26 protein-coding genes are annotated in these 23,897 nt (G+C 44.3%); 23 read left to right on the top strand and 3 right to left on the bottom strand.

Annotated features, from left to right (window positions below):
* Nucleotides 1–16 precede the first annotated feature (16 nt).
* From eutH (OCV99_RS10815) to OCV99_RS10785, 7 genes are all read left to right on the top strand, one after another.
* Nucleotides 17–610, top strand: a complete 594-nt coding sequence (gene eutH, locus OCV99_RS10815; RefSeq protein ID WP_158370522.1) for an ethanolamine utilization protein EutH — start codon at nucleotides 17–19, stop codon at nucleotides 608–610.
* Entirely contained in the window at nucleotides 579–1,121 is a 543-nt protein-coding gene (eutH, locus tag OCV99_RS10810) for an ethanolamine utilization protein EutH (protein ID WP_158370521.1), read from the top strand. The genes eutH (OCV99_RS10815) and eutH (OCV99_RS10810) overlap by 32 nt, the downstream gene beginning before the upstream one ends.
* Nucleotides 1,122–1,136: 15 nt before the next feature.
* Nucleotides 1,137–1,784: an enolase-like domain-containing protein gene (locus tag OCV99_RS10805; RefSeq protein WP_262575436.1), complete on the top strand. Its 648-nt coding sequence runs from the start codon at nucleotides 1,137–1,139 to the stop codon at nucleotides 1,782–1,784.
* 22 nt (nucleotides 1,785–1,806) lie between these two features.
* A complete protein-coding gene (locus OCV99_RS10800; RefSeq protein WP_262575433.1) occupies nucleotides 1,807–2,211 on the top strand; it encodes a phosphopyruvate hydratase family protein in 405 nt (134 codons plus the stop codon).
* Nucleotides 2,212–2,258: 47 nt separating this feature from the next.
* Nucleotides 2,259–2,966 (top strand): 4Fe-4S binding protein, encoded by a 708-nt coding sequence (locus OCV99_RS10795; RefSeq protein WP_158370520.1) that lies wholly within the window; start codon nucleotides 2,259–2,261, stop codon nucleotides 2,964–2,966.
* A gap of 155 nt (nucleotides 2,967–3,121) precedes the next feature.
* Entirely contained in the window at nucleotides 3,122–3,841 is a 720-nt protein-coding gene (locus tag OCV99_RS10790; RefSeq protein WP_158370518.1) for a hypothetical protein, read from the top strand.
* A 58-nt stretch (nucleotides 3,842–3,899) separates the two neighbouring features.
* Nucleotides 3,900–4,568, top strand: coding sequence for an HAD hydrolase-like protein (locus OCV99_RS10785; RefSeq protein ID WP_158370517.1), 669 nt, complete (start codon nucleotides 3,900–3,902; stop codon nucleotides 4,566–4,568).
* 107 nt (nucleotides 4,569–4,675) lie between these two features.
* Here OCV99_RS10785 and OCV99_RS10780 read toward each other — a convergent pair whose 3' ends face one another.
* Complete coding sequence (locus OCV99_RS10780; protein ID WP_158370515.1) at nucleotides 4,676–5,458, bottom strand: DUF3169 family protein; 783 nt, start codon at nucleotides 5,456–5,458, stop codon at nucleotides 4,676–4,678.
* Nucleotides 5,455–5,664: a helix-turn-helix transcriptional regulator gene (locus OCV99_RS10775; protein WP_158370549.1), complete on the bottom strand. Its 210-nt coding sequence runs from the start codon at nucleotides 5,662–5,664 to the stop codon at nucleotides 5,455–5,457. Before OCV99_RS10775 ends, OCV99_RS10780 begins: the two co-directional genes overlap by 4 nt.
* A gap of 155 nt (nucleotides 5,665–5,819) precedes the next feature.
* On the opposite strand from OCV99_RS10775, the gene OCV99_RS10770 reads away from it, so the two are divergent.
* Complete coding sequence (locus OCV99_RS10770) at nucleotides 5,820–6,722, top strand: ABC transporter ATP-binding protein (RefSeq protein WP_158370514.1); 903 nt, start codon at nucleotides 5,820–5,822, stop codon at nucleotides 6,720–6,722.
* Nucleotides 6,719–7,960, top strand: a complete 1,242-nt coding sequence (locus tag OCV99_RS10765) for an ABC transporter permease (RefSeq protein ID WP_158370512.1) — start codon at nucleotides 6,719–6,721, stop codon at nucleotides 7,958–7,960. The genes OCV99_RS10770 and OCV99_RS10765 overlap by 4 nt, the downstream gene beginning before the upstream one ends.
* A gap of 25 nt (nucleotides 7,961–7,985) precedes the next feature.
* Here OCV99_RS10765 and OCV99_RS10760 read toward each other — a convergent pair whose 3' ends face one another.
* Nucleotides 7,986–8,876, bottom strand: a complete 891-nt coding sequence (locus OCV99_RS10760; RefSeq protein WP_158370510.1) for an RluA family pseudouridine synthase — start codon at nucleotides 8,874–8,876, stop codon at nucleotides 7,986–7,988.
* Between the two features lie 88 nt (nucleotides 8,877–8,964).
* Here OCV99_RS10760 and OCV99_RS10755 point away from each other — a divergent pair, with 88 nt between their 5' ends.
* The 14 genes from OCV99_RS10755 (at nucleotide 8,965) to OCV99_RS10690 (ending at nucleotide 23,878) form a co-directional block, all read left to right on the top strand.
* Nucleotides 8,965–9,459, top strand: coding sequence for an NUDIX hydrolase (locus OCV99_RS10755; protein WP_158370508.1), 495 nt, complete (start codon nucleotides 8,965–8,967; stop codon nucleotides 9,457–9,459).
* Between the two features lie 3 nt (nucleotides 9,460–9,462).
* Nucleotides 9,463–10,359: an aldose 1-epimerase family protein gene (locus OCV99_RS10750; RefSeq protein WP_158370507.1), complete on the top strand. Its 897-nt coding sequence runs from the start codon at nucleotides 9,463–9,465 to the stop codon at nucleotides 10,357–10,359.
* An 87-nt stretch (nucleotides 10,360–10,446) separates the two neighbouring features.
* Nucleotides 10,447–10,758 (top strand): thioredoxin, encoded by a 312-nt coding sequence (gene trxA, locus OCV99_RS10745; protein ID WP_158370505.1) that lies wholly within the window; start codon nucleotides 10,447–10,449, stop codon nucleotides 10,756–10,758.
* 23 nt (nucleotides 10,759–10,781) lie between these two features.
* Nucleotides 10,782–11,090: an S-layer homology domain-containing protein gene (locus OCV99_RS10740; RefSeq protein ID WP_262575427.1), complete on the top strand. Its 309-nt coding sequence runs from the start codon at nucleotides 10,782–10,784 to the stop codon at nucleotides 11,088–11,090.
* Nucleotides 11,091–11,271: 181 nt separating this feature from the next.
* Nucleotides 11,272–11,604, top strand: coding sequence for an arsenosugar biosynthesis-associated peroxidase-like protein (locus OCV99_RS10735; RefSeq protein ID WP_158370504.1), 333 nt, complete (start codon nucleotides 11,272–11,274; stop codon nucleotides 11,602–11,604).
* 3 nt (nucleotides 11,605–11,607) lie between these two features.
* Nucleotides 11,608–12,591, top strand: a complete 984-nt coding sequence (gene arsS / locus OCV99_RS10730) for an arsenosugar biosynthesis radical SAM (seleno)protein ArsS (RefSeq protein WP_158370502.1) — start codon at nucleotides 11,608–11,610, stop codon at nucleotides 12,589–12,591.
* 34 nt (nucleotides 12,592–12,625) lie between these two features.
* A complete protein-coding gene (locus tag OCV99_RS10725) occupies nucleotides 12,626–13,051 on the top strand; it encodes a C-GCAxxG-C-C family protein (protein WP_158370500.1) in 426 nt (141 codons plus the stop codon).
* Between the two features lie 191 nt (nucleotides 13,052–13,242).
* Nucleotides 13,243–13,722: a MarR family winged helix-turn-helix transcriptional regulator gene (locus OCV99_RS10720; RefSeq protein WP_158370498.1), complete on the top strand. Its 480-nt coding sequence runs from the start codon at nucleotides 13,243–13,245 to the stop codon at nucleotides 13,720–13,722.
* The gene (locus OCV99_RS10715) at nucleotides 13,715–15,895 is read left to right on the top strand and encodes an ABC transporter ATP-binding protein (protein WP_158370496.1); all 2,181 of its coding nucleotides are present in this window, start codon (nucleotides 13,715–13,717) and stop codon (nucleotides 15,893–15,895) included. Before OCV99_RS10720 ends, OCV99_RS10715 begins: the two co-directional genes overlap by 8 nt.
* Nucleotide 15,896: 1 nt before the next feature.
* A complete protein-coding gene (locus tag OCV99_RS10710) occupies nucleotides 15,897–17,723 on the top strand; it encodes an ABC transporter ATP-binding protein (RefSeq protein ID WP_227193344.1) in 1,827 nt (608 codons plus the stop codon).
* A gap of 54 nt (nucleotides 17,724–17,777) precedes the next feature.
* Nucleotides 17,778–18,941, top strand: a complete 1,164-nt coding sequence (locus OCV99_RS10705) for an exonuclease SbcCD subunit D (protein WP_158370495.1) — start codon at nucleotides 17,778–17,780, stop codon at nucleotides 18,939–18,941.
* Nucleotides 18,938–21,739 (top strand): AAA family ATPase, encoded by a 2,802-nt coding sequence (locus OCV99_RS10700; protein WP_158370493.1) that lies wholly within the window; start codon nucleotides 18,938–18,940, stop codon nucleotides 21,737–21,739. The genes OCV99_RS10705 and OCV99_RS10700 overlap by 4 nt, the downstream gene beginning before the upstream one ends.
* An 80-nt stretch (nucleotides 21,740–21,819) precedes the next feature.
* Nucleotides 21,820–22,443 carry a cytidylate kinase-like family protein gene (locus tag OCV99_RS10695; RefSeq protein WP_158370492.1) on the top strand — a complete coding sequence of 208 codons (624 nt, stop codon included), beginning with the start codon at nucleotides 21,820–21,822 and terminating at the stop codon, nucleotides 22,441–22,443.
* Between the two features lie 22 nt (nucleotides 22,444–22,465).
* A complete protein-coding gene (locus tag OCV99_RS10690) occupies nucleotides 22,466–23,878 on the top strand; it encodes an amidophosphoribosyltransferase (protein ID WP_158370490.1) in 1,413 nt (470 codons plus the stop codon).
* Nucleotides 23,879–23,897: the final 19 nt, after the last annotated feature.

The following is a 23,897-nucleotide window of genomic DNA, read 5'->3' as shown; positions in this document are numbered from 1 at the left end:
AACTTGGAGGGATACTTTGAACATTAGCAAAATCATTATTTATATCATGGTCGGATTCATGCTGCTCGGAGCCGCTGACCGATGCATCGGAAACCGTTTTGGACTGGGAAAGCAGTTTGAAGAAGGTTTTAATGCTATGGGGCCATTGGCTCTGGGTATGATTGGAATGACCAGTATAGCGCCATTACTGGGTGATGTGATTAGAAGAATTGCCGGTCCTTATTTCAGGCTCTTTGGGGCAGATCCCGTTATGGCGGGTTCCATTCTCTTGTCTTTGGACACGGGCGGTTACGCACTGGCCCACAGTATGACTGATAATGCAAATCTGGCAAATTTTTCGGCGGTGTTGTTGGCTCCTACTATGGGCTCTACCATAGGATTTGGAATTCCTGTAGCTTTGGGAATTCTGCAAAAAGAGGATTGTCGATATTTTGCAATGGGTACGTTATCTGGCATAATCGCAATTCCCTTTGGATGTCTTATTGGGGCGTTTGTTGCCGGTTTTGACATGCATATGGCTGTTGTGAATATCATTCCTGTTTTTTTTTATTGCACTGGTCATCGCTTTGGGACTTGCCATGATACCGGAAAAGATGATTCGGGGCTTTGAATGGTTTTCAAGGTGCATAATTGCTATAATCACTATTGCATTGGCCATTGCTATCTTCACAGAATTGACGGGAATAACGATTGTCCAGGGAATGACACCTTTATCGGAATCGTTTTTAACTATTGGCGGCATAGCGATTGTACTGGCGGGCGCTTATCCTATGGTTTATATTATTATTCATGTGGCAGGAAGACCACTCTCTGCGGCGGGGAAGTTGATTGGGCTTTCTGCGACAGACATCGGCGGAATGATTGCCGCTCTGGCCAACACGATTCCTGCTTATGGAATGATGAAAGATATGACACCGCTTGGGAAAATAATAAACAGCGCATTTATCTCATGTGCGGGATTTGCTTTTGGGGATTATCTGGCTTTCTGTACCGGGGTAGAGCCTCAATTGATTCCCGCATTGCTGGCTTGCAAATTGTCCGGAGGTGTTATCGGCACAGCTATCGCTTGTTTTATTTTTCACTTTCAAAAGCAGACTTTAAGAACAGAGGTTATTTCTTAGAAAGGGGCAGGGATTATGAATGAATTAAAGATTACAGACGTAAAAGCAAGAGAAGTGTATAATGGCCTTTATATTCCAACTTTGGAGGTCACTATCGAAGTGGGAAACGAGAAGGGAACCTCTGTGGCTCCTATGGGGCAGTCTATCGGTTCGGATGAAGCCGTTGAACTGAGAGATGGCGGGGAACGGTTCGGCGGCGTCGGCTGCTTAAAAGCCGTAGAAAAAATCGAGACAGAGCTAAAAGAATTACTGATTGGCATGGATGTGACTCAGCAGCGAAAGATTGACCATGCTATGTGCGAGCTGGATGGCACACCGAATAAAAGTCGTCTGGGCGCGAATGCCCTTGTGGCCGTTTCGGCAGCAGCTACCGTAGCAGCCGCGAATACCCTCCACATGCCAATTTACCGATATGTAAACGGTAATGCGAGAATTATTCCGGTTCCCATGATGGATTATGTTAGTGGCGGACACTATTCTTATGGTGCCAGCAGCGAGATTCAGGAGTTTAGTTTTCTTCCTATAGGCGCCGATTCTCTGGTAGAAGCAATGGAGTTGTCACGCAAACTGTATTTTACATTGTTGGATATGGTTACTGAGAAATTCGGGTCGCTGGCTCAGTCAGTCAATACTTCCGGGGGATTTTCCTATTACAACAATTGAAGACCCCTTCGATGAAAATGATGTGGAAGGATTCGTTCTAGCTACTAGGGAGCTTGATATTCAAGTAGTGGGCGATGACTTTTTCGTCACCAATCCGGCTATTATGAAAAAGAAAATGCCGACGGGTGCGGCAAATGCTTTGCTTTGGAAGTATAATCAGATTGGAACGCTAACCGAGGCATATGATGCCGCTGAACTGGCATACCGTAGTGGTTATGGCGTTATGACTTCTGAACGATCCGGTGAATCGGAGGATAGCCTGTTGGCCGATCTGACCGTTGCCATTAATTCGGGGCAGTACAAGACCGGTGTGTGCGTACGTTCTGAACACAGCGCTAAGTTCAACCGCCTTCTGAAGATTGAGCAGGAACTGGGTTCTGAAGCCGTCTACGCTGGTCGTAGCTTCCGAAATCCGCTTCTAAAATAAATACAAATATATAATCTGTGAAAGAATAATAGGAGGAGCGAGATATTATGGATATGGAGTTAACAGAAGAATTAAAAAGAATATTACGTTGTCAAGGTGCCGATCTGGTTGGAATCGGAGATATGAGCAAGGTTGAAAACTGTAATTTCAAGAGAGGAGTAGCAGTTGCCGTTGCGCTGCCCCAAAATGTTATCATTGACTTACAGGAGGCTCCAACGAAAGAATATTATAATTTGTACTATTCTTTGAATGAGAAATTGAATGAAATAATTATGGCAGGGGGAGAATTTTTAAGAAACAGAGGATTTGAGGTTTATGAGCAGACAACAGATCGTGTAAAAATTGATCAGAATAATATTTCCAGGCTTCCGCATAAAACTGTGGCTACAAGAGCCGGACTTGGCTGGATTGGAAAAAATTGTCTGTTAGTCACGCCGCAGTACGGAGCAGCTATACGCATTTCTTCTTTTTTAACAAATGCCCCTCTGGAGTGTAATGATCCAATTAATCAATCACGTTGTGGATATTGCAATTTGTGTGTGAAAAAATGTCCTGCACAAGCATTAAAGGGAACCTTATGGGAAGTCGGCATACAAAGAGAAGAAATTGTGGACATAAATAAATGCTATAAAAAGCAAGTAGAGATAATGCTACAGAAAACAGGCATTGAAACAGATTTATGTGGAAGATGCTTTGCGGTTTGTGTATATACGCAGAAATATTTAAAAAGTATAGCTGCGGATTTTAAAGACTGATGGGGCGAAAGGCAGTTGAATATATACTTCCTGGCGGCTCCTGTACTTTCATTTTGCAGCGTAGTAAAAATTTTCAATCCTTACTTGACATAAAGAATCGGATGAGGTATGATTGAAGTATCTTATTTGGTTCTTTTTTGGAAGGAGGAATTTGTATGAATGAAGGTTTATCAGTTTTTTTACATCTGGATGAAGAAAAGCGAGATGAGAACGAGGCGTTGATCCAGCGGATAGATAAGCTGCTTCTGACGGTGGGAATGAAGTATTCCGGTTTTCAGAACATCTATATTCCGGTAGACACGCGGGAAAGGGACAGTACGGTTTATCGGGCTTGCAGGATATTAGAAGAGACTGAGTGGCTGAAGGGGATTTTTGCCTATTGTAAGATTATTACACAGTTGAATACATGTCCGGCGGATAAGATTCTGACAGAAGCGATGTCAGCACCGTCTCCTGATAAGCTGTGTTACTACGAGCAGTATTATCAGAACACCGGGAAGCTGGCTCATGGGATCGTGGTAGATGAGGAGAAGCAGATACGGGACGGCTACATTTCTTATCTCCTTGCTGAGAAATACGGAATTTGGCCGGATGTAGATGTATATGAGGCTTTTTCTGAGCAGCCTTTGTATAAGACAGTGGCAGGAAGACACGTGGCGCTTTCTGAGGGTAAGTGGATTGTGAAGAATGATAAGAGATACCGCTGGATTTATACGTTGAGGAATCCGGTGGTTCCCGGAGATGTGCTGCTGGCAGATACGAAGGAAGGTTCAGGGTTTATGTGTGTGGATGCCATAGATTATGTTACGGGACGAGAGTTTTGCGGAGAATATAAGAAGATCCGGAAGCATACGAATATGTCTGTAGAACCGTAAAATGCAATCGGATACGATGACAGACGGTATGAATCGGAAAAGGATGTGAAAAGACAATATGAAAAAAACGATTTTATTTGATCTGGATGGGACTTTGACGGAATCAGGAGAGGGAATCACCAAATCTGTTCAATATGCCTTGGAAAAGCTGGGCAGACCGGAAAATAACCTGGAGAAATTGCAGGCTTTTATCGGACCGCCTCTGCTGAAGCAGTTCATGGATTATGCAGGATTCGACAAGGAAACAGCACAGGCGGCTGTGGAGATTTATCGAGAACGGTATGCAGCTGTCGGTATTTTTGAAAACCGACTTTATCCGGGAATAGAGAAGATGCTTGGTACGTTGAAAAGCAAAGATAACATTTTAGCAGTGTCCTCATCAAAACCGGAATATTATGTAAAGCAAATTTTGGAACATTTTCAAATAGCAGACTGTTTTGATGAAATTGTGGGAAGCACTATGGGGGAGAAGCGGACAGATAAAGCTGAAGTAATTGAAGAGACATTAAGAAGGCTTCGGATGACGGAACACAGGGATAAGATTGTTATGGTTGGAGATAAAGAACATGATGTGATTGGAGCCAGGGCGGAAGGAATTCCCTGTGTAGCTGTTTCTTATGGATATGGAAGTGTGGAAGAGTTAGAAAAAGCGAAACCTGCGAAAATTGTTGGAACGGTGGAAGAACTGACAGATGTTCTGACACAATGGCAGCCGGGCAGTTTTTAAATGATACAGCATGAGAAAGCGTTTTCATATAAAAGCAGGTAATGAACTATAGAAGATTTCACACAGAAAAGCTGCCCTGTCCGGGCAGCAGAAGGTTTTTTGTTATATTAATTGGAGATTTTCTCTTTCCTTAACTTTACACAGGAATGATTGTAGGAAATTGTAATTGTCAGCCAGATTACAGCAACGATTACAATCGCCAGCATTCCGGTATCTAAAAATAAATGCAGGAGCATTGTGATAAGCAGAAGCAGAGGAATCCGTTTGTTCAGTGTAATATAGGAATGCCAGGCACTTTGGTAGATAATCTGTTTTTCTGCTTCGTCGCAGCTTGCCAGCCACTGCTGTTGAAATTTCTTGGATGTTGGATCACCTTTCTTATCAGGATAGGTTTTTTGTATCAGTCTGATATACCGAATCTGCCAGAAACTGTCGTATATGTAGCAGAGAATAAAAATAATGCATGCCCACAGGAAGGGAAGTTTTGCGGCGGTTTCGATATATTTCGTAGAATATCCCGCTGACAGAACAATGACACACAGAACCTGGGACAGGATGTTCATATTCATTCCCCAGGCGCTTACTTTCTCTTCTTCATATTCCCAGATGTCGCATTCTTCATCTTCGGTTCGGAGAATCTGCCCGCAGATATATGTTAGTTTTTTTATCGTAAATTCTCCGGCTAATACGGTTAATATCGTAATACAAATTAGAAACGGAAGAATCAATGACTGAAGGGTGTGTGTAAGCAGAGTTAAACCGGTTTCTATGTTTCCGTTTGAATAGGAGAAAATAAACAGGAGTACAATCCCCAGTATGGCGCCTCCTATCGCTGAAAGAAGCAGGATGATTCCTGATTTTAAGTATGGATTTGTTCTTTGGTTGTTCATAATTCGTCCTCCTCATAGGTAAAAATATCTTCTACAGTTACTTGACAGATTTTTGAGAGTTTTAACGCTAAAGAAACCGAAGGGGAGTAGTCACCTCTTTCGATTAGACTTATGGTCTGCCTGGAAACGCCTGCCATCTTTCCAAGGTCAGTCTGGTTAATTCCCAGTTTTGCCCGATGTTCTTTTAAACGGTTATATAAAGGCAAATCATCATCTTCTTTCCTAAATAATCTATGCATAGTTTGGTAAAAATGACAAATATTCTTGTCAGAATAACTATAGCATTGACAACTTTATTTGTCAATGCTATAGTTGAAAGTGACAAATAAAGTTGTCAAAACAGAAAGACGGAGGTGTTGTAATGAGACTGGAATTAAGAAATATCGAGAAATCTTTTGGACAGAAAAAAGTTCTTAAAGGCGTATCTTTCCGGGCGGAATCAGGGAAAGCGTTTGGGCTTCTTGGCAGGAACGGAGCGGGTAAGACAACTTCCATACGTATTTTAATGGATGTATTTCCGGCAGACCGCGGAGTAGTATTGGTTGATGACAGGAATATTGATTATAAAAAAGTACAGATTGGTTATCTGCCGGAAGAAAGGGGGCTTTATCCTAAAAAGATTATTATAGATCAGCTTACTTATTTTGCCGAATTGAAGGGAATGAGCCATAAAGCGGCGGCAAAGTCCGTGGATTACTGGCTGGAGCGGCTGGGGATGGCGGAGTACCGTAATAAGCGTCTGGATACATTGTCGAAAGGAAACCAGCAGAAAATTCAATTGGTGACAGCGCTTGCCCATGACCCTGCTATTGTGATACTTGATGAACCCTTTTCAGGCCTCGATCCGGTGAATGCCATGCTGCTTAAGGATGTGGTGAAGGAACAGATTGCAGCGGGCAAGATAGTCCTTTTCTCCAGCCATCAGATGAATTATATTGAAGAATTTTGCGATAGTATTGCCATTTTAAATGATGGCAGGGTGGCAATCCAGGGGGAACTTCATGAGATTAAGAGGAATTATGTGCGTGACCGTCTTGTTGTGCGGACGGAGCAGCCGGACAGAATACAGGCAGAGTTGGGAGAGCGCTGCACAGTCATGGAAGACGAAGGGTTGATGATACAGTTGGATTCTGCAAATGATAAAAAATCGATGATGGCGCATCTCATAGAACAGTATGATATCGATGAAGTCAAAGTGTTTGAACCGTCATTGAATGACATTTTTGTTGAATACGCCGGGGATCAGAAGGAGGAGCAGAGATGAAGCAATTCTGGAAAATATTGAAATTTGAGATGAAATATTACTTTAGAAATAAAGTTTTTGTGGGAGTTACTGTTTTTTTAATGCTGCTGATTGCCGGAGTGATGTTCTTTCCACGTTTGAATGATACTTTTTTAGGCGGTACAGATGACAAAGAGTCTTCGGAACTTTCGGTTATGCTTGTAAAGGCTGACGTGCCGGAGCAGACGGACATGGTAGAAAGTGCCTTTTCAGAAGCGTTTGCAGGATATGATGTCCAAGGGACGGAAGAGGATTTGGAGAGTATACAGGCGAAAATCAAATCTGGTGAAGCAGAATGTGCATTTGTTATGACAGGATCGGTATCCTATACCTATTATGTGGATAATCTGTCTATCTATGATGAAAATATGGAGATTGCGAATGGTGTTCTGCAGAACATTTATCGTGTGAATGCGATGCTTAGGGAAGGAATGACAGAAGAGCAGGTTGGAGAAATTATGGCGGTGCAGATAACAGGCGAAGCCGCAAGCCTTGGTAAGGATCAGATGCAGAATTACTGGTACACGTATATTATGATATTTGCATTATATATGGTGATTTTGCTTTATGGACAGATGGTAGCAACGAATGTGGCGACTGAGAAGAGCTCCAGGGCGATGGAAGTGTTGATTACCAGTGCAAGACCGACCAGTATGATGTTCGGCAAGGTCGCTGCGTCCTGCCTTGCAGGGCTGATACAATTGCTTGCCATATTTGGTTCTGCTATATTTTTCTATAGTCTGAATAAGGAATATTGGGGAGAGAACCCGATTATTTCCTCCATTTTTGATATGCCGCCGGAGTTGTTGGGCTATATGCTGATATTCTTTGTGCTGGGATTTTTGATTTATGCGTTTCTTTATGGGGCAATTGGGTCTACGGCTACAAAGCTGGAGGATATCAATACTTCGGTTATGCCGTTGACGTTCTTATTTATTATCGCATTTGTGGTAGTTGTGTTCTCTATGTCCTCGGGAACTGTGGATAATACGGCTATGCGCATCTGTTCTTATGTGCCGTTTACGTCGCCGATGGCGATGTTCACCCGAATTGCCATGAGTACGGTTCCATGGTACGAAATCACAATTTCTATTGTGATTCTTATAGGGTCTGTTCTGGGAGTCGGAGTACTCTCGGCGAAGATTTACCGCGTGGGTGTATTGCTCTATGGAACGACGCCGAGGCTGGGTTCTATTATAAAAGCCGTTTGGAAGGCGTAGGAACCATAGAAGAACAAAGAGAATATTATCTGGATAAAACCGCTTTCATGTCTTCCGGTAGCGGGGCAGTAAATTCCATAGGTGCTCCGGTGATGGGGTGGGTAAATGCTATCTGGTGAGAGTGCAGCGCCTGCCTGGTGATAAATTCCATATCCGGGTTGTACAGATAATCTCCGATAAGCGGATAACCTAGGTGTTTCATATGAATACGGATCTGATGGGTGCGGCCTGTTTCCAGTCTCAGGGAAATCAGGCTGTGACCGTTTTTTTCATCCAGCATTTTGTAATGAGTGATGGCAGGCTCACCTTGTTCCCAATCTACGGTCCGCTCGATAATCGTTCCGGGTTTGCGAGCAAGAGGGGCATTGATTGTTCCGGATTCCGGAGTAACATGTCCCCGCACGATGGCAAGATATTCCCGGTGGAATTCACGGCGGGACACCATGGAGGACAGGATATTGCCGCTTACCAGATGCTTGGCAACAACCGTAAGACCGGAGGTGTCTCTGTCCAGACGGTTGCAGCAGCGGAAAATAAAAGGCTTGCCCTGTTCTTTATAATACCAGGCAAGAGCATTTGCCATAGAGTTGGTATAGTTATTCAGTGATGGATGAATCGGCATCCCGGCCGCTTTATTAATGACAATGATATCTTCGTCTTCATAAACAATAGAGAGAGGAAGCTGTACCGGAGGGATTTTCTCAGAGCAGGTAGTTTCGTTAATTTGGACGGTCAGGCAATCCCCGGCGGAAAGACGCTGGTTCATATAGGTGAACTTACCATTTACCAGGATGCTTTCCGGCATGTGTTTGATTGTAACAAGATTTTGATGGGAATACCCTTTTCGTTTTAAATACAATTCAATCCGAAGCCCTTCGTATTCTTTTTCTATTTTATAATCAATTCTGCGATACATTGCATTTTTCCCCGTTTTCAGATAAGATAGTAATAATCATGAGTATAGCACATTATTTGCAGGAAGAAAATAGAATCGAGGGATTAGAATGGTTAGCTTGAGCACCCTGTGTTATATTGAGCAGGACAGAAAATATTTGATGCTTCACAGGACAGTGAAGAAAAATGACGTAAATAAGGATAAATGGATTGGTGTGGGCGGTCATTTTGAGCAGGATGAAAGCCCGGAGGAATGTTTGCTGCGGGAAGTAAAGGAAGAGACGGGTTATACCCTGACTTCTTACCGATACCGGGGAATTGTGACTTTTATATCAGGGAATGGGGTTACGGAGTACATGTCTTTATTTACTGCCGATGGATTTGAAGGCGAACTGATTCCCTGTGATGAAGGGGAACTTGTCTGGATAGAGAAGGAGAAAATCTGGGATCTGAACATATGGGAAGGAGATAAGATTTTCTTCCGGTTAATCGACGAGGACAGAGGATTTTTCTCTTTGAAGTTGGTCTATGACGGGCATGACAAACTGATAGAGGCTGCGCTTGACGGACAGCTTATGGAAATAAAAAGTAATCAGGAGGGCTAAATTGTGGCAGAGATTATTTTGAAAAATGAACAGTTAGAGATTGAGGTGAAATTACACGGAGCAGAGTTGTGTTCGCTGAAAGATGTGGAGTCAGGTATACAATATCTGTGGAATGCCGATCCAAAATACTGGGGAAGAACCTCCCCGGTGCTCTTCCCATTTGTGGGAAGTGTGCGGGATAAGAAGTTTAAGTACAATGGAACAGAGTATCCCATGAATCAGCATGGATTTGCCAGAGATATGGATTTTGTATTAATCAGCCGGGAAGACGACGAAGCGTGGTTTGCGCTGGAGTCTACAAAAGAAAGCTATCAGCGGTATCCCTTCCGGTTCCGTCTGGAAATCGGATATAGGATAGAAGAAAATACGGTAACGGTAATGTGGCGGGTGAAAAATACGGATGAAAAGGAGATGTATTTTTCTATTGGGGCACATCCGGCATTCTTCTGCCCGCTGAAAGAGGGAGAAAAGCAGTCTGATTATTACCTGGCATTTTGGAAAAAAGATGGCAGCAGACCGGAAATGTTCTGCAATACTGTGTTTGGACAGGGTGGGCTTGTTACTGCGGATAAGAAGGATTATGCGCTTGAGGACGGAGTGCTGCCCATTGCAGAAGATCTGTTTGATGGCGATGCACTTGTGATTGAGAATCATCAGGTACAGAGAGTGGCGCTTCTTGATGGGAAGAAAGGAGAGTATCTTGCGGTAGAATTTGATGCGCCCCTTGTAGGAATCTGGTCGCCGCCGAAGAAGCAGGCGCCTTTCGTGTGTATCGAACCCTGGTATGGAAGATGCGACAAGGAAGGATTTAATGGGGAGCTGAAGGACAGAGAGTGGGGCAATACCCTGGAGCCGGGCGGAGAATTCGCGGCGGAATATAGAATTATAATAAAAAGATAGATTATCACTTATTATTGGGAAAATAGTGTATAATAGAGCTGTAAGGAAACAAACTAATAGACAGAAGAAAAGAAAGGAAGTAAAAATATGGCAGCAATACATGTAACGAAGGATACGTTTCAACAGGAAGTTCTGGAATCAAAGATTCCGGTTTTAGTAGATTTCTGGGCAGAATGGTGCGGACCGTGCCAGATGGTTCTTCCGATTGTCGAAGAATTGGGAGAAGAGCTTACGGATGTGAAAATCTGTAAGGTCAATGTAGACGAGCAGATGGAGCTTGCGAAACAGTACAGAGTTATGTCCATCCCTACATTGATGGTATTCAAAGACGGTGAGATGGTGAAAAGAGAGATGGGAGCGAAGAGTAAGGCGGAGCTTCTCGCTATGCTCGGAAAGTAAGCTGAGAAAATAAGAAGTACGATGTGCGGGGTGAAGCCCGGCGTCTGGAATCCATCATACTGTGTGCTGTAGACGGTCTGATGACAGGTTTAAATGACACAACCTTCGGCCCAGGCCAGTCCCTTGCCCGTGCCCAGTTTGCGGTAATCCTTCACCGGATGAACAATACACCAGAGGTGGCGTATACAACGAAGTTCCCGGATGTGCCGGATGGAATGTGGTTTACCAATGCGATTCTCTGGGCAATGAGATTATTACCGGCAAAGATAACGGCACGAGAATTGACCCGCAGGGCAATGCTGCCCGCGCAGAATGTGCAACGATTATTATGAGGTTTGTGGAGAAGTTTGGAAAATAATAGGGCAGTTTTTATAGAAGCAGACTATATATCGGCGCAGTTATAAAAATAATTAATTATATGGATTCCGGAAATCATGGTAGGATAGTAGTAACAAACTTAATGAAATATTATTGGCGCCGGGGGATACCGGCGCTGCAAAGGAGGAAATGAAAATGGAAACATACTACAATCCGGCCGATTTGGCGAAATTTGGAACAATTGCAGAGGAAGCACAGGAACTTGGGGAGAAGTTTTTCTCTTATTACAATGCCGTATTTGCAGAGGGAGCATTGACAGCCCGGGAGAAATCATTAATTGCGCTTGCAGTGGCACATACAGTACAGTGTCCATATTGTATTGATGCGTATACCAATGATTGTCTGGGAAAAGGCGTCAGTGAAGAGCAGATGACAGAGGCAGTACATGTTGCGGCGGCTATCCGCGGCGGTGCGTCCCTGGTGCATGGAGTACAGATGAAAAATATCGTGAAGAAACTGGAGCTGTAGAAAATGAATGTTGCAATGGAGAATTTAGAAGCATTAACGGATATTCCTGCATTTGAGACGAAGGTGGATAATGAGGAATGGATACATACGACAGATAAGCTGGAAGTTATGCAGATTAATGTGGGGAGACTCTGTAATCTGGCGTGTAAGCATTGCCATGTGGAAGCAGGACCGAACCGTACGGAGATTATGGGAAAAGACGTGATGGAGGCATGTATTAAGGTATGCGAAGAACAAAAGCCGGGAACCATTGACATCACAGGCGGGGCGCCGGAGATGAATCCGGATTTTGAGTGGCTGGTAGAACATGCATGTCAGGTATGCGATCACGTAATCGTAAGAACGAATCTGGCGATTTTGTTAGAAGAAAAGTATCAGCATCTGCCGGAATTTTATGCGAAGCATAAGATAGAAATAGTCTGTTCTCTTCCTTATTATAGAGCGAAGGAGATGGATCGCGTCCGCGGTGAGGGGACATTTGACAAAGCGATTCAGGTGATTAAAATATTGAATGATCTGGGATATGGAAAAGATCCTGAGCTGGTGTTAAATATGGTATATAATCCGGCGGGGGCATATTTTCCGCCGGTACAGGCGGCGATGGAAAGAGAATACAAAGAGAAATTAGGCAATGATTTTGGAATTGTATTTAATTCTCTGTTTACCATTACCAATAATCCGACCGGACGTTTTGGGGCGTTCCTTAAGAGAAGCGGGAATCTGGAATCTTATATGACAAAATTATATCAGTCCTTTAACGGCGCTACGCTTCCGGGGCTGATGTGCCGTTTTCAGATTTCTGTAGGGTATGACGGACGGCTTTATGACTGCGATTTTAACCAGGCAGCAGAGCTTCCGATTCTTACGGGAGAAACCATTTTTGACTGGGTCGGCAAGCCGTTTAAATCCAGAAAAATCTGTCTGGGTAAGCATTGTTATGGGTGTACGGCAGGACAAGGCTCAAGCTGCGGCGGAGCGACAGAATAGAGTTTATTGAAGAATGGAAGAAAGGGAACATTTAATGACAAGAGAGGAAATTCAATCCTTATTCCTTCAGCAGATTGACTGTTCGCAGGTAGTGGCGGAGCAGTTTGCGGAGGAGCTTAAGGTGGACAAAGAACTTCTGCGGAAGGTATCAGCATGCTTTGGCGGCGGAATGCAGTGTGGTGAGACCTGCGGAGCCGTGACGGGAGCGCTCATGGTGATTGGTCTGAAGTATGGTCATTTTAAAGAAGATGACATGGATCAGAAGGTAATCATGATGAAGAAGGTAGCTGAATTTAAAGAGAAATTTGCAGAGAAATATCCTTCCTGCCTGTGCAGGGAGCTGCTGGGACATGACATTTCCAAGCCGGGCGAATTTGAAAAGGTAATGGAAGAAAATCTGATGATGGATTTCTGTCCGGGCGTTGTAGAGACGGCAGTAGAAATATTAAAAGAGTTGTAGATAAGATAGAAGTGACTGGCCCCATCCGGGATGAAAGCGGATGGGGCTATTTTAGTTAGTTGTTTAATTAATTTTTTGTAAATAATTATTATATAAATCTTAAATAAATCCCTTATCATTGACTTTTTTGGGAATTGTTACTAAGATAACTGTTAGACTTCTAACTAATATAATGGAGGTGGAAATATGAGATGAAAGAATATGCTGTAAAAGATGTCCCCAGTGTGATGATTTTGCATCATCTGGGTCATATACTAAGATATCAGGTGATGGATCAACTGGAGAAATATGAGTTAAAGGCGGGGCAGGCGGGAGTTTTGTTCGTTCTGGATAATGAAGGTACGTTATCGCAGCGGGAAATTGCCGGAAAAATGTGTGTAAAGCCGCCATCTATGACCGTGATGCTTCAGAAGATGGAGAAGAATGGGTTTGTGACGCGCAACCCAGATAAAGAGGATCAAAGGATTATCCGAATCACATTGACCGATAAGGGGAAGAATTGTGTAGGAGAAATCAGGGCAGCGCTTGCCCGTATGGAGGAGAAGATGTTTGATGGCTTTTCACGAGAGGAGCAGATATTGGCTAGGCGCTTTCTTCTTCAGATGCAGGATAATCTTATGAAGCAGGAGGCAAAGGTTATGACAGAAAGGAGCAGACAGATTCATGAGTAAACTACTGAAATTTTTAAAGCCGTATGCAGGCGCAGTTGTGGCAATTCTTTGTGTACTGATTGTGCAGGCATATTGTGACTTATCGCTGCCAGGCTACACTTCTGACATTGTAAATGTAGGAATTCAGCAGGGTGGTATTGATGAAAGCGTACCGGAGTATATCGGAGAGGAAGACTTTAATAAATTGCTGATGCTGATTCCGTCCAGGGACAGGCAGACAGTTCAGGAAGCATATGAGACGGACGATGAAGATAGCTATGATTATGAAGGCGTGGTATACCGATTGAAATCTTCTATACTGGAAGATGAAGAACAGCTCCGGGAACTTGCTGACATTATGGGAAAACCCATGTTATTTGAGCTTGGTTTTGAATCAGAAAGCGATATGCCGGAAGAGATGAAAGCGCAGATGCAGATGCCTATGGAAGACAGTCAGCGGGATGCGATGTTAGACCAGATGTATGCACAGATGGAAGATATGCCGGAGACGATGACAGAACAGGCGGCAACCAGTTATATCAAAGGCGCCTATGAAAATATCGGACTTGATACAGAAGCGATGCAGAATAGATATATCCTGACAACCGGCGGTAAGATGCTGGCGCTGGCTGCGCTTGGCATGCTGGCAAGTATTCTGGTAGGATTGATGGCGTCTCGTGTGGGCGCGGGTATAGGCCGCGGACTGAGGGGAAATGTATTTAAGAAGGTTATTAGTTTTTCCAATGCAGAATTTGATAAATTCTCTACTGCGTCGTTGATTACGAGAAGTACCAATGATATCCAGCAGATTCAGATGCTGATCGTTATGATTCTCAGGATGGTGCTCTATGCGCCGATTTTGGCAGTAGGAGGCGTGTGGAAAGTATTCAACACCAATGTGGATATGTCCTGGATTATCGCACTGGCAGTTATTTTGATCCTTCTGGTTGTTATTGTTTTGTTTGCGGTAGTTATGCCGAAGTTTAAAAGGGTGCAGAGTCTGGTTGACCGTTTGAATCTGGTAGCAAGGGAAATTTTGACGGGGCTTCCGGTCATTCGTGCTTTCAGTACAGAAAAATATGAAGAAAAGCGGTTCGATAAGGCAAACCGGGATTTGATGAAGGTCAACTTGTTTGTTAATAGAGCTATGACCTTCATGATGCCTTTGATGATGTTGATTATGAATGGGATTACGGTATTAATTGTGTGGAGCGGTTCCCATAGCGTGGACTCCGGAACCATGCAAGTTGGAGATATGATGGCGTTTATCCAGTATACCATGCAGATTATTATGGCATTCCTGATGATTTGTATGATTAGCGTTATGCTCCCAAGGGCAGCGGTTTCTGCAACCCGTGTAGATGAGGTGCTGCAGAGCCAGTCCTCGATTTTAGACAAAGAGCAGCCAAAACATTTGCCGGAGAATTCCAGGGGAGAGGTTGTTTTCGACCGTGTATCTTTCCGGTATCCCGGGGCAGAGGAAGATGTGCTGCATGATTTGACATTTACGGCAAAGCCGGGACAGACGACAGCGATTATCGGAAGTACGGGAAGCGGCAAGTCTACGCTGGTGAATCTGATCCCGAGGTTTTATGATGTGACAGAAGGAAAGATTACGATAGACGGCGTAGATATCCGTGATATTACCCAGCATGAACTGCGGGATCAGCTTGGGTATGTGCCGCAGAAAGGCGTACTGTTTTCCGGTAATATTGCATCGAACATTTTATATGGCAATTCTGACGGAAGCAGGGAAGAGATGGAGGAAGCGGCTGAAATCGCACAGGCCACAGAGTTTATTCAGACAAAGAAGAAAAAGTATGAAAGTCCGATTTCACAAGGCGGATCCAATGTTTCAGGAGGTCAGAAGCAGAGACTTTCTATTGCAAGAGCCATTGCAAAGCATCCGAAAGTGTATATTTTCGATGATAGTTTTTCAGCACTTGATTATAAGACAGATGTAAAGCTTAGAAATGCATTGAAATCCAAGACGGAGGACAGTACGGTTATTATTGTTGCGCAAAGAATTAGTACGATATTACATGCGGAACAGATTATTGTGCTGGATGATGGAAAGATCGCCGGAATTGGAACGCATAAAGAGCTGTTAAAGAACTGTGATGCATATTACCAGATTGCGTCTTCTCAGTTATCTGAAAAAGAACTGGAAGATGATATGAAGGAGGTGGGCTAATATGGCAGAAGGAAGAAGACGTGGATCCGTGGGACGCGGAACAATGCCGGGAGAGAAGGCAAAAGACTTTAAAGGTACTATGAAAAAGCTTATGAACTATATGGGCAGGTACAAAATAGCGATTTTCTTCGTATTTGTATTTGCTGTCGGAGGAACCATATTTAATATTGTAGGTCCTAAGATTCTCGGAAAGGCGACTACGGAGATTTTTAACGGACTGGTGAGTAAGGTGTCCGGCGGAAGCGGAATTGATTTTGGGAAAATAGGGAAAATACTGGTTGGACTTCTGTGCCTGTATGTTGTCAGCGCTGCATTCTCTTTTGTCCAGGGATATATTATGACGGGGATTTCTCAGAAAATGACGTACCGGCTCAGAAAGGAAATTTCTGAAAAAATCAATCGGATGCCGATGAATTATTTTGATAAGATGACGCATGGTGAGATTCTTTCCCGTATTACGAATGATGTGGATACCCTGGGGCAAAGCCTGAATCAGAGCGCGACGCAGATGATTACTTCCGTAACAACTATTATTGGTGTTTTGGTAATGATGCTCAGTATCAGTCCGCTGATGACGGTGGTTGCGCTGTTAATCCTTCCTTTGTCAATGGGATTGATTTCTATGATTGTAAAGCGTTCTCAGAAGTATTTTAAGAACCAGCAGGAATATCTGGGACATATCAATGGACAGGTGGAGGAAGTCTACGGCGGGCAGAATATTGTGAAGGCATTTAATAAGGAAGAGGATATTATCCGTACTTTTGATGAAACGAATGATGTGCTTTATCAGTCGGCGTGGAAATCTCAGTTCTTATCTGGTATGATGATGCCAATCATGCAGTTTGTAGGAAATCTGGGTTATGTAGCAGTATCCATCCTTGGCGGGTATCTGGCAATCCGGCAGACGATTGAGGTAGGAGATATTCAGTCCTTTATCCAATATGTGCGTCAATTTACCCAGCCGATTCAGCAGGTAGCGCAGGTGGCGAATATGCTGCAGTCTACGGCAGCGGCTTCCGAACGTGTCTTTGAATTCCTGGAAGAAGAGGAAGAAGATGTGACTGTGCCGAATCCGGTATCGGTGGAAGGCCTGGAAGGAAGAGTTGAGTTTGAACATGTACAGTTTGGGTACAATCCGAATCATACCATCATCCATGATTTCAATGCGAAAGTAGAACCGGGACAGAAAATTGCCATTGTAGGACCTACCGGAGCAGGGAAAACGACCATGATAAAATTGCTGATGCGTTTCTATGATGTGAACAGCGGTGCAATCAAGGTGGATGGTCATAATCTGAAGGATTTTAATCGGAGCGAGCTTCGTCAGATGTTCGGTATGGTGCTTCAGGATACATGGCTTTTCAATGGTACGATAGAGGAAAATATTCGCTATGGCAAATTAGATGCTTCTCACGAGGAGGTAGTAGAAGCTGCGAAGGCTGCCCATGTGCACCGATTCGTGCAGACGCTGCCAGGCGGATATAATATGGTATTGAATGAGGAAGCAAGCAATGTGTCTCAGGGACAGAAGCAGCTTCTTACGATTGCGAGAGCAATTCTTGCAGATCCGAAAATTCTGATTCTTGATGAAGCTACCAGTTCCGTTGATACCAGAACTGAGGTCCGTATCCAGAAGGCGATGGATAATTTGATGAAGGGAAGAACCAGTTTTATCATTGCTCACCGGCTTTCTACAATCCGGGATGCAGATTTGATTTTGGTTATGAGAGACGGCGACATTGTAGAACAGGGAACGCATGAAGAATTGCTTGCACAGAATGGATTCTATGCAGAGCTTTACAATTCACAGTTTGAGAAAAGTGCGTAAAGTGGGGAATAGAGTTCACACACATTTGCAGGAGAAGGTTTAAGGAGGAGCATCGTGAAGTTTTTTCATCTGTCCGATCTTCATATCGGAAAACAATTACATTCTTATAATTTAAAGGAAGATCAGGAAGCAATTCTTTCACAGGTGGTAGAGGCGGCAAGGCGTTTGCATCCGGATGCAGTGGTTATTGCCGGTGATATCTATGACAAACAGGTGCCGTCAGCGGAAGCAGTTACAGTGTTTAACTGCTTCCTTACAGAGCTTTCGGATATTGCCCCTCCAATCTCTGTCCTAATAACCGCAGGAAACCATGATTCAGCGAGAAGACTTGACTATGCCAGTGAGATTCTTGACAGACATCATATTCATATTGCCGGTGTGCCGCCGATTGAGCAGGGAGAGTACTTAAAGAAGGTAACATTCCAGGATGCGTATGGCGAGGTGGATTTTTATCTCCTTCCTTTTGTGAAGCCGGGATATGTAAGGAACCTTCTGGATGATGAGATGGAGGGGAACTCTTATACGGAAGCAGTCCGTATGCTTTTGGAGCGGGAAGATATAGACGTTTCTAAGCGGAATGTGCTTGTCAGCCATCAGTTCTACACTTTCGGGGGAAATGAGCCGCAGAGAAGTGATTCTGAGGCAGTTGTGGTGGGAGGACTGGATAACGTAGATGCTGGTGTGCTGGAAAAATTCGATTATGCAGCGCTGGGACATATCCACCGTCCGCAGCAGATTGGAAATTCCAGATTTCGCTATTGCGGCACCTTGCTGAAATATTCTGTCTCGGAAAGTGAAGATAACAAACACCTCTTAATGGTGGAATTGGGTGAAAAAGGGACGGAGCCGGTATATACGGCAGTTCCTCTTTCGCCCATCCGGGATGTGAGACGGTTAGAAGGGAAATTTGAAAATATACTGGAAGAAGCAAAAAATAAGAAACTAAGAAATGACTATGTAAGCATTACAGTGACGGATGAAGTGGAACCCTATCAGTTCAGAGAACGTCTGGAGGAAACATATCCATTCCTTTTAGAAGTGAGGGTTGAGAATACACGAACACGGACGAAGATGGAAGAACAGGAGGAAGTTATGGATATTTCCGATCCGCTTCAGGTATTCGGCCGTTTTTTTGAAGAAATGCAGGGACGGCAGATGAGCCGGGAAGAAGAAGCTTTGTTGAAGGATGTTTTGGAGGAAATGGAGGGACAGCCATGAGACCGATAACCCTGACTATGTCTGCATTTGGTTCTTATGCCGGTAGAGAGCGGATAGATTTTGAGAAAGCAGGGAAGGGTGTTTTCCTGATAACCGGAGATACGGGCTCTGGTAAGACTACCATATTTGATGCTATTATGTATGCGCTTTATGATCAGACCAGTGGAGGCAGGCGGGATGGAAATATGATGCGCAGCCAATATGCCGATTTGCATACAGAAACATATGTAGAACTGGAATTTGAATATAAGGATCGTATTTACCGGATTGTCCGAAGCCCGGAATATGAAAGAGAAAGTAAGCGCAGAGGCAGAGATGGCAGTGTTAAAAAAGTGGTTGAAAAATCCAGGGTTGCGCTCTATCTGCCGGATGGTACGGAATTTATGGGAAAGAAACAGGAGACGAACCGGAAGATTGTGGAAATCATAGGATTGGACGCTTCGCAGTTTACGCAGACCGCAATGATTGCCCAGGGAGAATTCCTGCGGCTTTTGCTTGCAAAATCTGATGAACGTAAAGAAATTTTTTCCAGATTATTTGATACGCAGGTATTTTCCAGAATGCAAAGACAGCTTAAGGAGAGAGCGAAAAGCATGTATGGAGAGTTGGCGGACGGGCAGAAAGCGAAAGAAAGGGAACTTAGTCATCTGTTATATCCAAAGACCGTGGGATTTGCCGGTTCTGCGGTAAACTCGGAAGAGGAAGAAAATCCGGCTCAGGCAGTGGATCCGGAATACGAAAAGCGGATAGAAGAAGCGTCCGGCACAGAGGAAATTCTGGAAATCATAGAAGAAATGGAGCAGGAAATTCGGGCGGGGGAAAGCGCTTGTATAAAAACAGCCGGACTGATTCAGGAAAAGTCTGACCGGATAAATCGGAAACTGGCGCTTGCAAGAGAGAATAATCTTTTATTCGAGAAACTTGCGGATGCAAGGAAGCGGATAGAGGAATTAGCAGAGCAGCAGAGACTGTGCGAAGAGAAAGAAAAACGGCTGAGTCTTGGAGAACGTGCCGAGAAGGTACGGCGTAAAGAGCAGGCGGCTTTGGAGGTGGCGCAAAGCAGGCGCGCGCTTCAACGAGAATTAGAGGAACTTCAGAAATGGCTTGTACAGAAAGAGAAGGAGAAGGAAGAAAAAGAAAAGCTTTTGGCGAAGATATGTCTGGCAGTGGAGTATCAAAAAGAGAACGACAAGGTGAAGGAGAATCTTGCCGGGTTGAGAAGCCTGAAAGAGAATTTGATGGAGTATGTCAGAAAAGAAAAGCAGCAAAAACAGGCGTATACAGAGCTTCTGGAGTCAGACAGGCAGTACCGGGAGGCGGATGCGGAATACTTTCGGCTTAATGATGCTTTTTTGAAAGAACAGGCGGGAATTCTGGCATTGGAATTGGAAGAAGCGCGGCCCTGTCCGGTATGCGGTTCTCTGCGGCATCCTGCCCCGGCGCAGGTTTCCGGCGATGCACCGTCTCAGCAGGATGTGCGGGCAGCCAGGAAGGAACGAGATAAAAGAGAGAAGGAAAAAGATACGCTTCAGAATGCTTTTGTTTTAAAGCGGCAGGAATGTAAAGTGCAGGAAGAACGGCTGCAGGATGAAGGAAAGCGGATTTTGGGAGAAGCTTTTGATTTATCGGAAGAATCTCTCTTAGAGAATCTGAAAGGAAGAGTAGCTGTTCTGGAGAATGCAGGTAGCGAGTATTCCAGGCAGATGCAAGAGATTGAGGAAGAAGTGCGGCGCTGGGAGGAATTCCGGGCGTGTGCCGGACAAACCGATTGGGAAGAGGTCCGGCGTGAAGTGGAAGAAAGTCTGGCTGCCCTGCAGGCAGGTATTCATGTAAGAAAAGGAGAACAGAGAGCGAAAAAGAAGCAGAAAGACGAGATAGAAATTTATGCTGAGAAGGCACAAAAAGAATATGAAGAAGGATGGAAAGAAGCGGGCTTTCTTTCTGAAAAAACATATCATGCAGGGCTTTTAAAGGAAGAGGAACAAGAAGAATTAAAGCAGTGGTGCGAGAGGTTCAAAGAGCAGAAAATCCGTGAGACGGCAAGATGGCAGACCCTTGAAAAAGAAGCAGAGGGAAGAGAGCCGACCGCTACAGAAGAGATGGAGGCAGAAAAACGTCTGCTTTGGCATCAAAAGGAAGAGATAGAGCTTCAGCAGAAGCAATTGTACAGGCAGAGAGAAAACAATCGGAATGTACGGGAACGGCTGGAGCAGATTTACAGAGAGACAGAGACGCTGCAGGAACAATATGCTCTTTTGCAGAATCTAAATCAGACTGCTAATGGAAATCTGGCGGGAAGCGCCAAGATAGATTTTGAATCTTATGTCCAACGGCAGTATTTCCGTCAGGTAATCCAGCACGCGAACCGGCGATTGGCTGAAATGACGGGAAATCAGTTCCAGCTCCGCTGCCGTGCACTGGATGCGCTGGGCGGGAGAGGAAATGCAGGTCTTGATTTGGATGTATACAGTATGGTAACCGGAACGGTGAGAGATGTAAAGACGCTTTCGGGCGGCGAGTCTTTCATGGCGGCGCTTGCTATGGCACTGGGACTTGCAGATGTAATCCAGAGTATGTCAGGCGGAATCCGGTTGAACACCATGTTTGTGGACGAAGGATTCGGTTCTTTGGATGAATATGCAAGAGAACAGGCAATTCGTGTACTTGCACAGTTGGCGGGAAACGGGAGGATGATTGGCATCATATCTCATGTGGCGGAACTTGCGGAAAGCATTGACAGGCAGCTTGTCGTAACGAAGACTAAGAAAGGAAGCAAGGCACAATGGCGGATTTCATAAATGTTTGCTTATATGGAGAAAGGAAGGTATAATATAGATAGTTAATAGCAAAAATTTTTTCGCGGAGGAGAGTGATTTGTATGACGAAGAATACGATTATTACGATTGGAAGACAATTTGGAAGCGGCGGACATGAGATAGGGAATCGGCTGGCAGAACGGCTGGATATTCCTCTTTATGATTATAATTTGATTCGAATGGCGGCAAATGAGCTTGGAATCAGTGCGGAGACAGCGCAGAATGTTGACGAGACGATACTGGGAAGATTTTTGTCGGCTTATGTGGTAAATCTTGGTGATTATACTGCATTTATGAGCGGCCAGGAAATGGGTGAACCCTTAAGCGACCAAGTGTTCCGCTGCCAGACTGCAATTATTGAGAAGCTTGCACAGAGAAGCTCCTGCGTCATTGTGGGAAGATGTGCGGACTATATTGTTGGCGATTACAGCAATTGTATCAATGCGTTTATCTATGCGTACAAAGAAGACCGGATCCGGCGGATTATGAGAATTTATAAGTTGACGGAGAAACAGGCATGGGATAAGATAAAAAAGACGGACAAGGAGAGAAAGCTGTATTATGAAGCACATACGGGACGTGCCTGGGGCAGTATTGAGGCTCACCAGATGCTTTTTAATGCAAGTCTTCTTGGGGTAAACGGAGTTGTGGATACGTTGGAAGCAATTTACCGTAGTAAGAGATAGAATAGAAAAAGGAGATTAAAAAATGGGTGGCTTTTTTGGCGTTGCATCAAAGACGGACTGTACGTTAGAATTGTTTTATGGAGTAGATTATCATTCTCATCTTGGAACCAGAAGAGGTGGGATGGCGACACATGGAGAGGATGGATTTAACAGAGCAATCCATAACATACAGAACTCCCCCTTCCGGACCAAGTTTGAACGGGACGTAGAAGAGATGAAGGGGAATCTGGGAATTGGCTGTATTTCGGATTATGAGCCGCAGCCATTGCTGATTCAGTCTCATCTGGGCAGCTTTGCGATTACAACAGTCGGAAAGATTAATAACATGAAAGAACTTCTGGACATCGTATATAATAATGGAAATGCGCATTTTCAGGAAATGAGCAGCGGACAGATTAATGCGACGGAGCTTGTGGCTTCTTTGATTTGCAAGAAAGACAGCATTGTGGAAGGAATCCGGTATGTACAGGATATTATAGATGGCTCTATGACGATGCTTCTTATGACTGCAGAAGGACTGTATGCCGCAAGAGACCGTTATGGAAGGACTCCGCTGGTAATAGGAAGGAAAAAGGACGCTTTCTGTGCATCTTTTGAGAGTTTTGCCTATATTAATCTTGGCTACACGGATTATAAGGAGCTGGGAGCGGGAGAGGTTGTATTCATTACGCCGGAAGGGGTAGAGACGGTGAGTGCTCCCCGGGAAGAGATGAAAATCTGTTCCTTCCTGTGGGTATATTATGGTTATCCGACTTCTTCCTATGAGGGAGTCAATGTGGAAGAGATGCGTTATCGGTGCGGAAGTATGCTGGCGAAAAGAGACGGGGACAGCGTTCATCCGGATGTAGTTGCCGGTGTGCCGGATTCTGGCATTGCTCATGCGATTGGTTATGCAAATGAATCGGGAATCCCATATGCAAGACCGTTTATTAAATATACGCCTACCTGGCCCAGGTCTTTCATGCCGACAAACCAAAGCCAGAGGAATCTGATTGCCAGAATGAAACTGATTCCGGTACATGCATTGATTGAGGATAAGAAGCTTCTGTTGATAGATGATTCGATTGTCCGTGGGACGCAGCTCCGGGAGACGACAGAATTTCTATATCAGAGCGGTGCCAAAGAAGTACATGTCCGCCCGGCATGCCCTCCAATTTTATATGGATGTAAATATTTGAATTTTTCACGTTCTAAATCAGAGCTTGATCTGATTACCAGGAGGATTATTAAGGAGCGTGAAGGAGATGAGTGTCCACAGGAGGTGCTGGATGATTATGCAAATCCGTGCAGTTGTCGTTATGCAGAGATGATTGAGGCAATACGCAGGCAGCAGAATTTTACGACACTCAGGTACCACCGTTTGGATGACCTGCTGGCGTCAATTGGCATTGAGCCATGTAAAGTGTGTACGTATTGCTTTGACGGAAAAGAGTAAAATAAGGAAAATGAGAGAG

This window comes from Dorea acetigenes (genome assembly GCF_025567385.1).
Classification (GTDB): Bacteria; Bacillota; Clostridia; order Lachnospirales; family Lachnospiraceae; genus Claveliimonas; species Claveliimonas acetigenes.
Note: the sequence above shows the minus strand (reverse complement) of the source record. Positions and strands in the feature narration are given on the sequence as shown.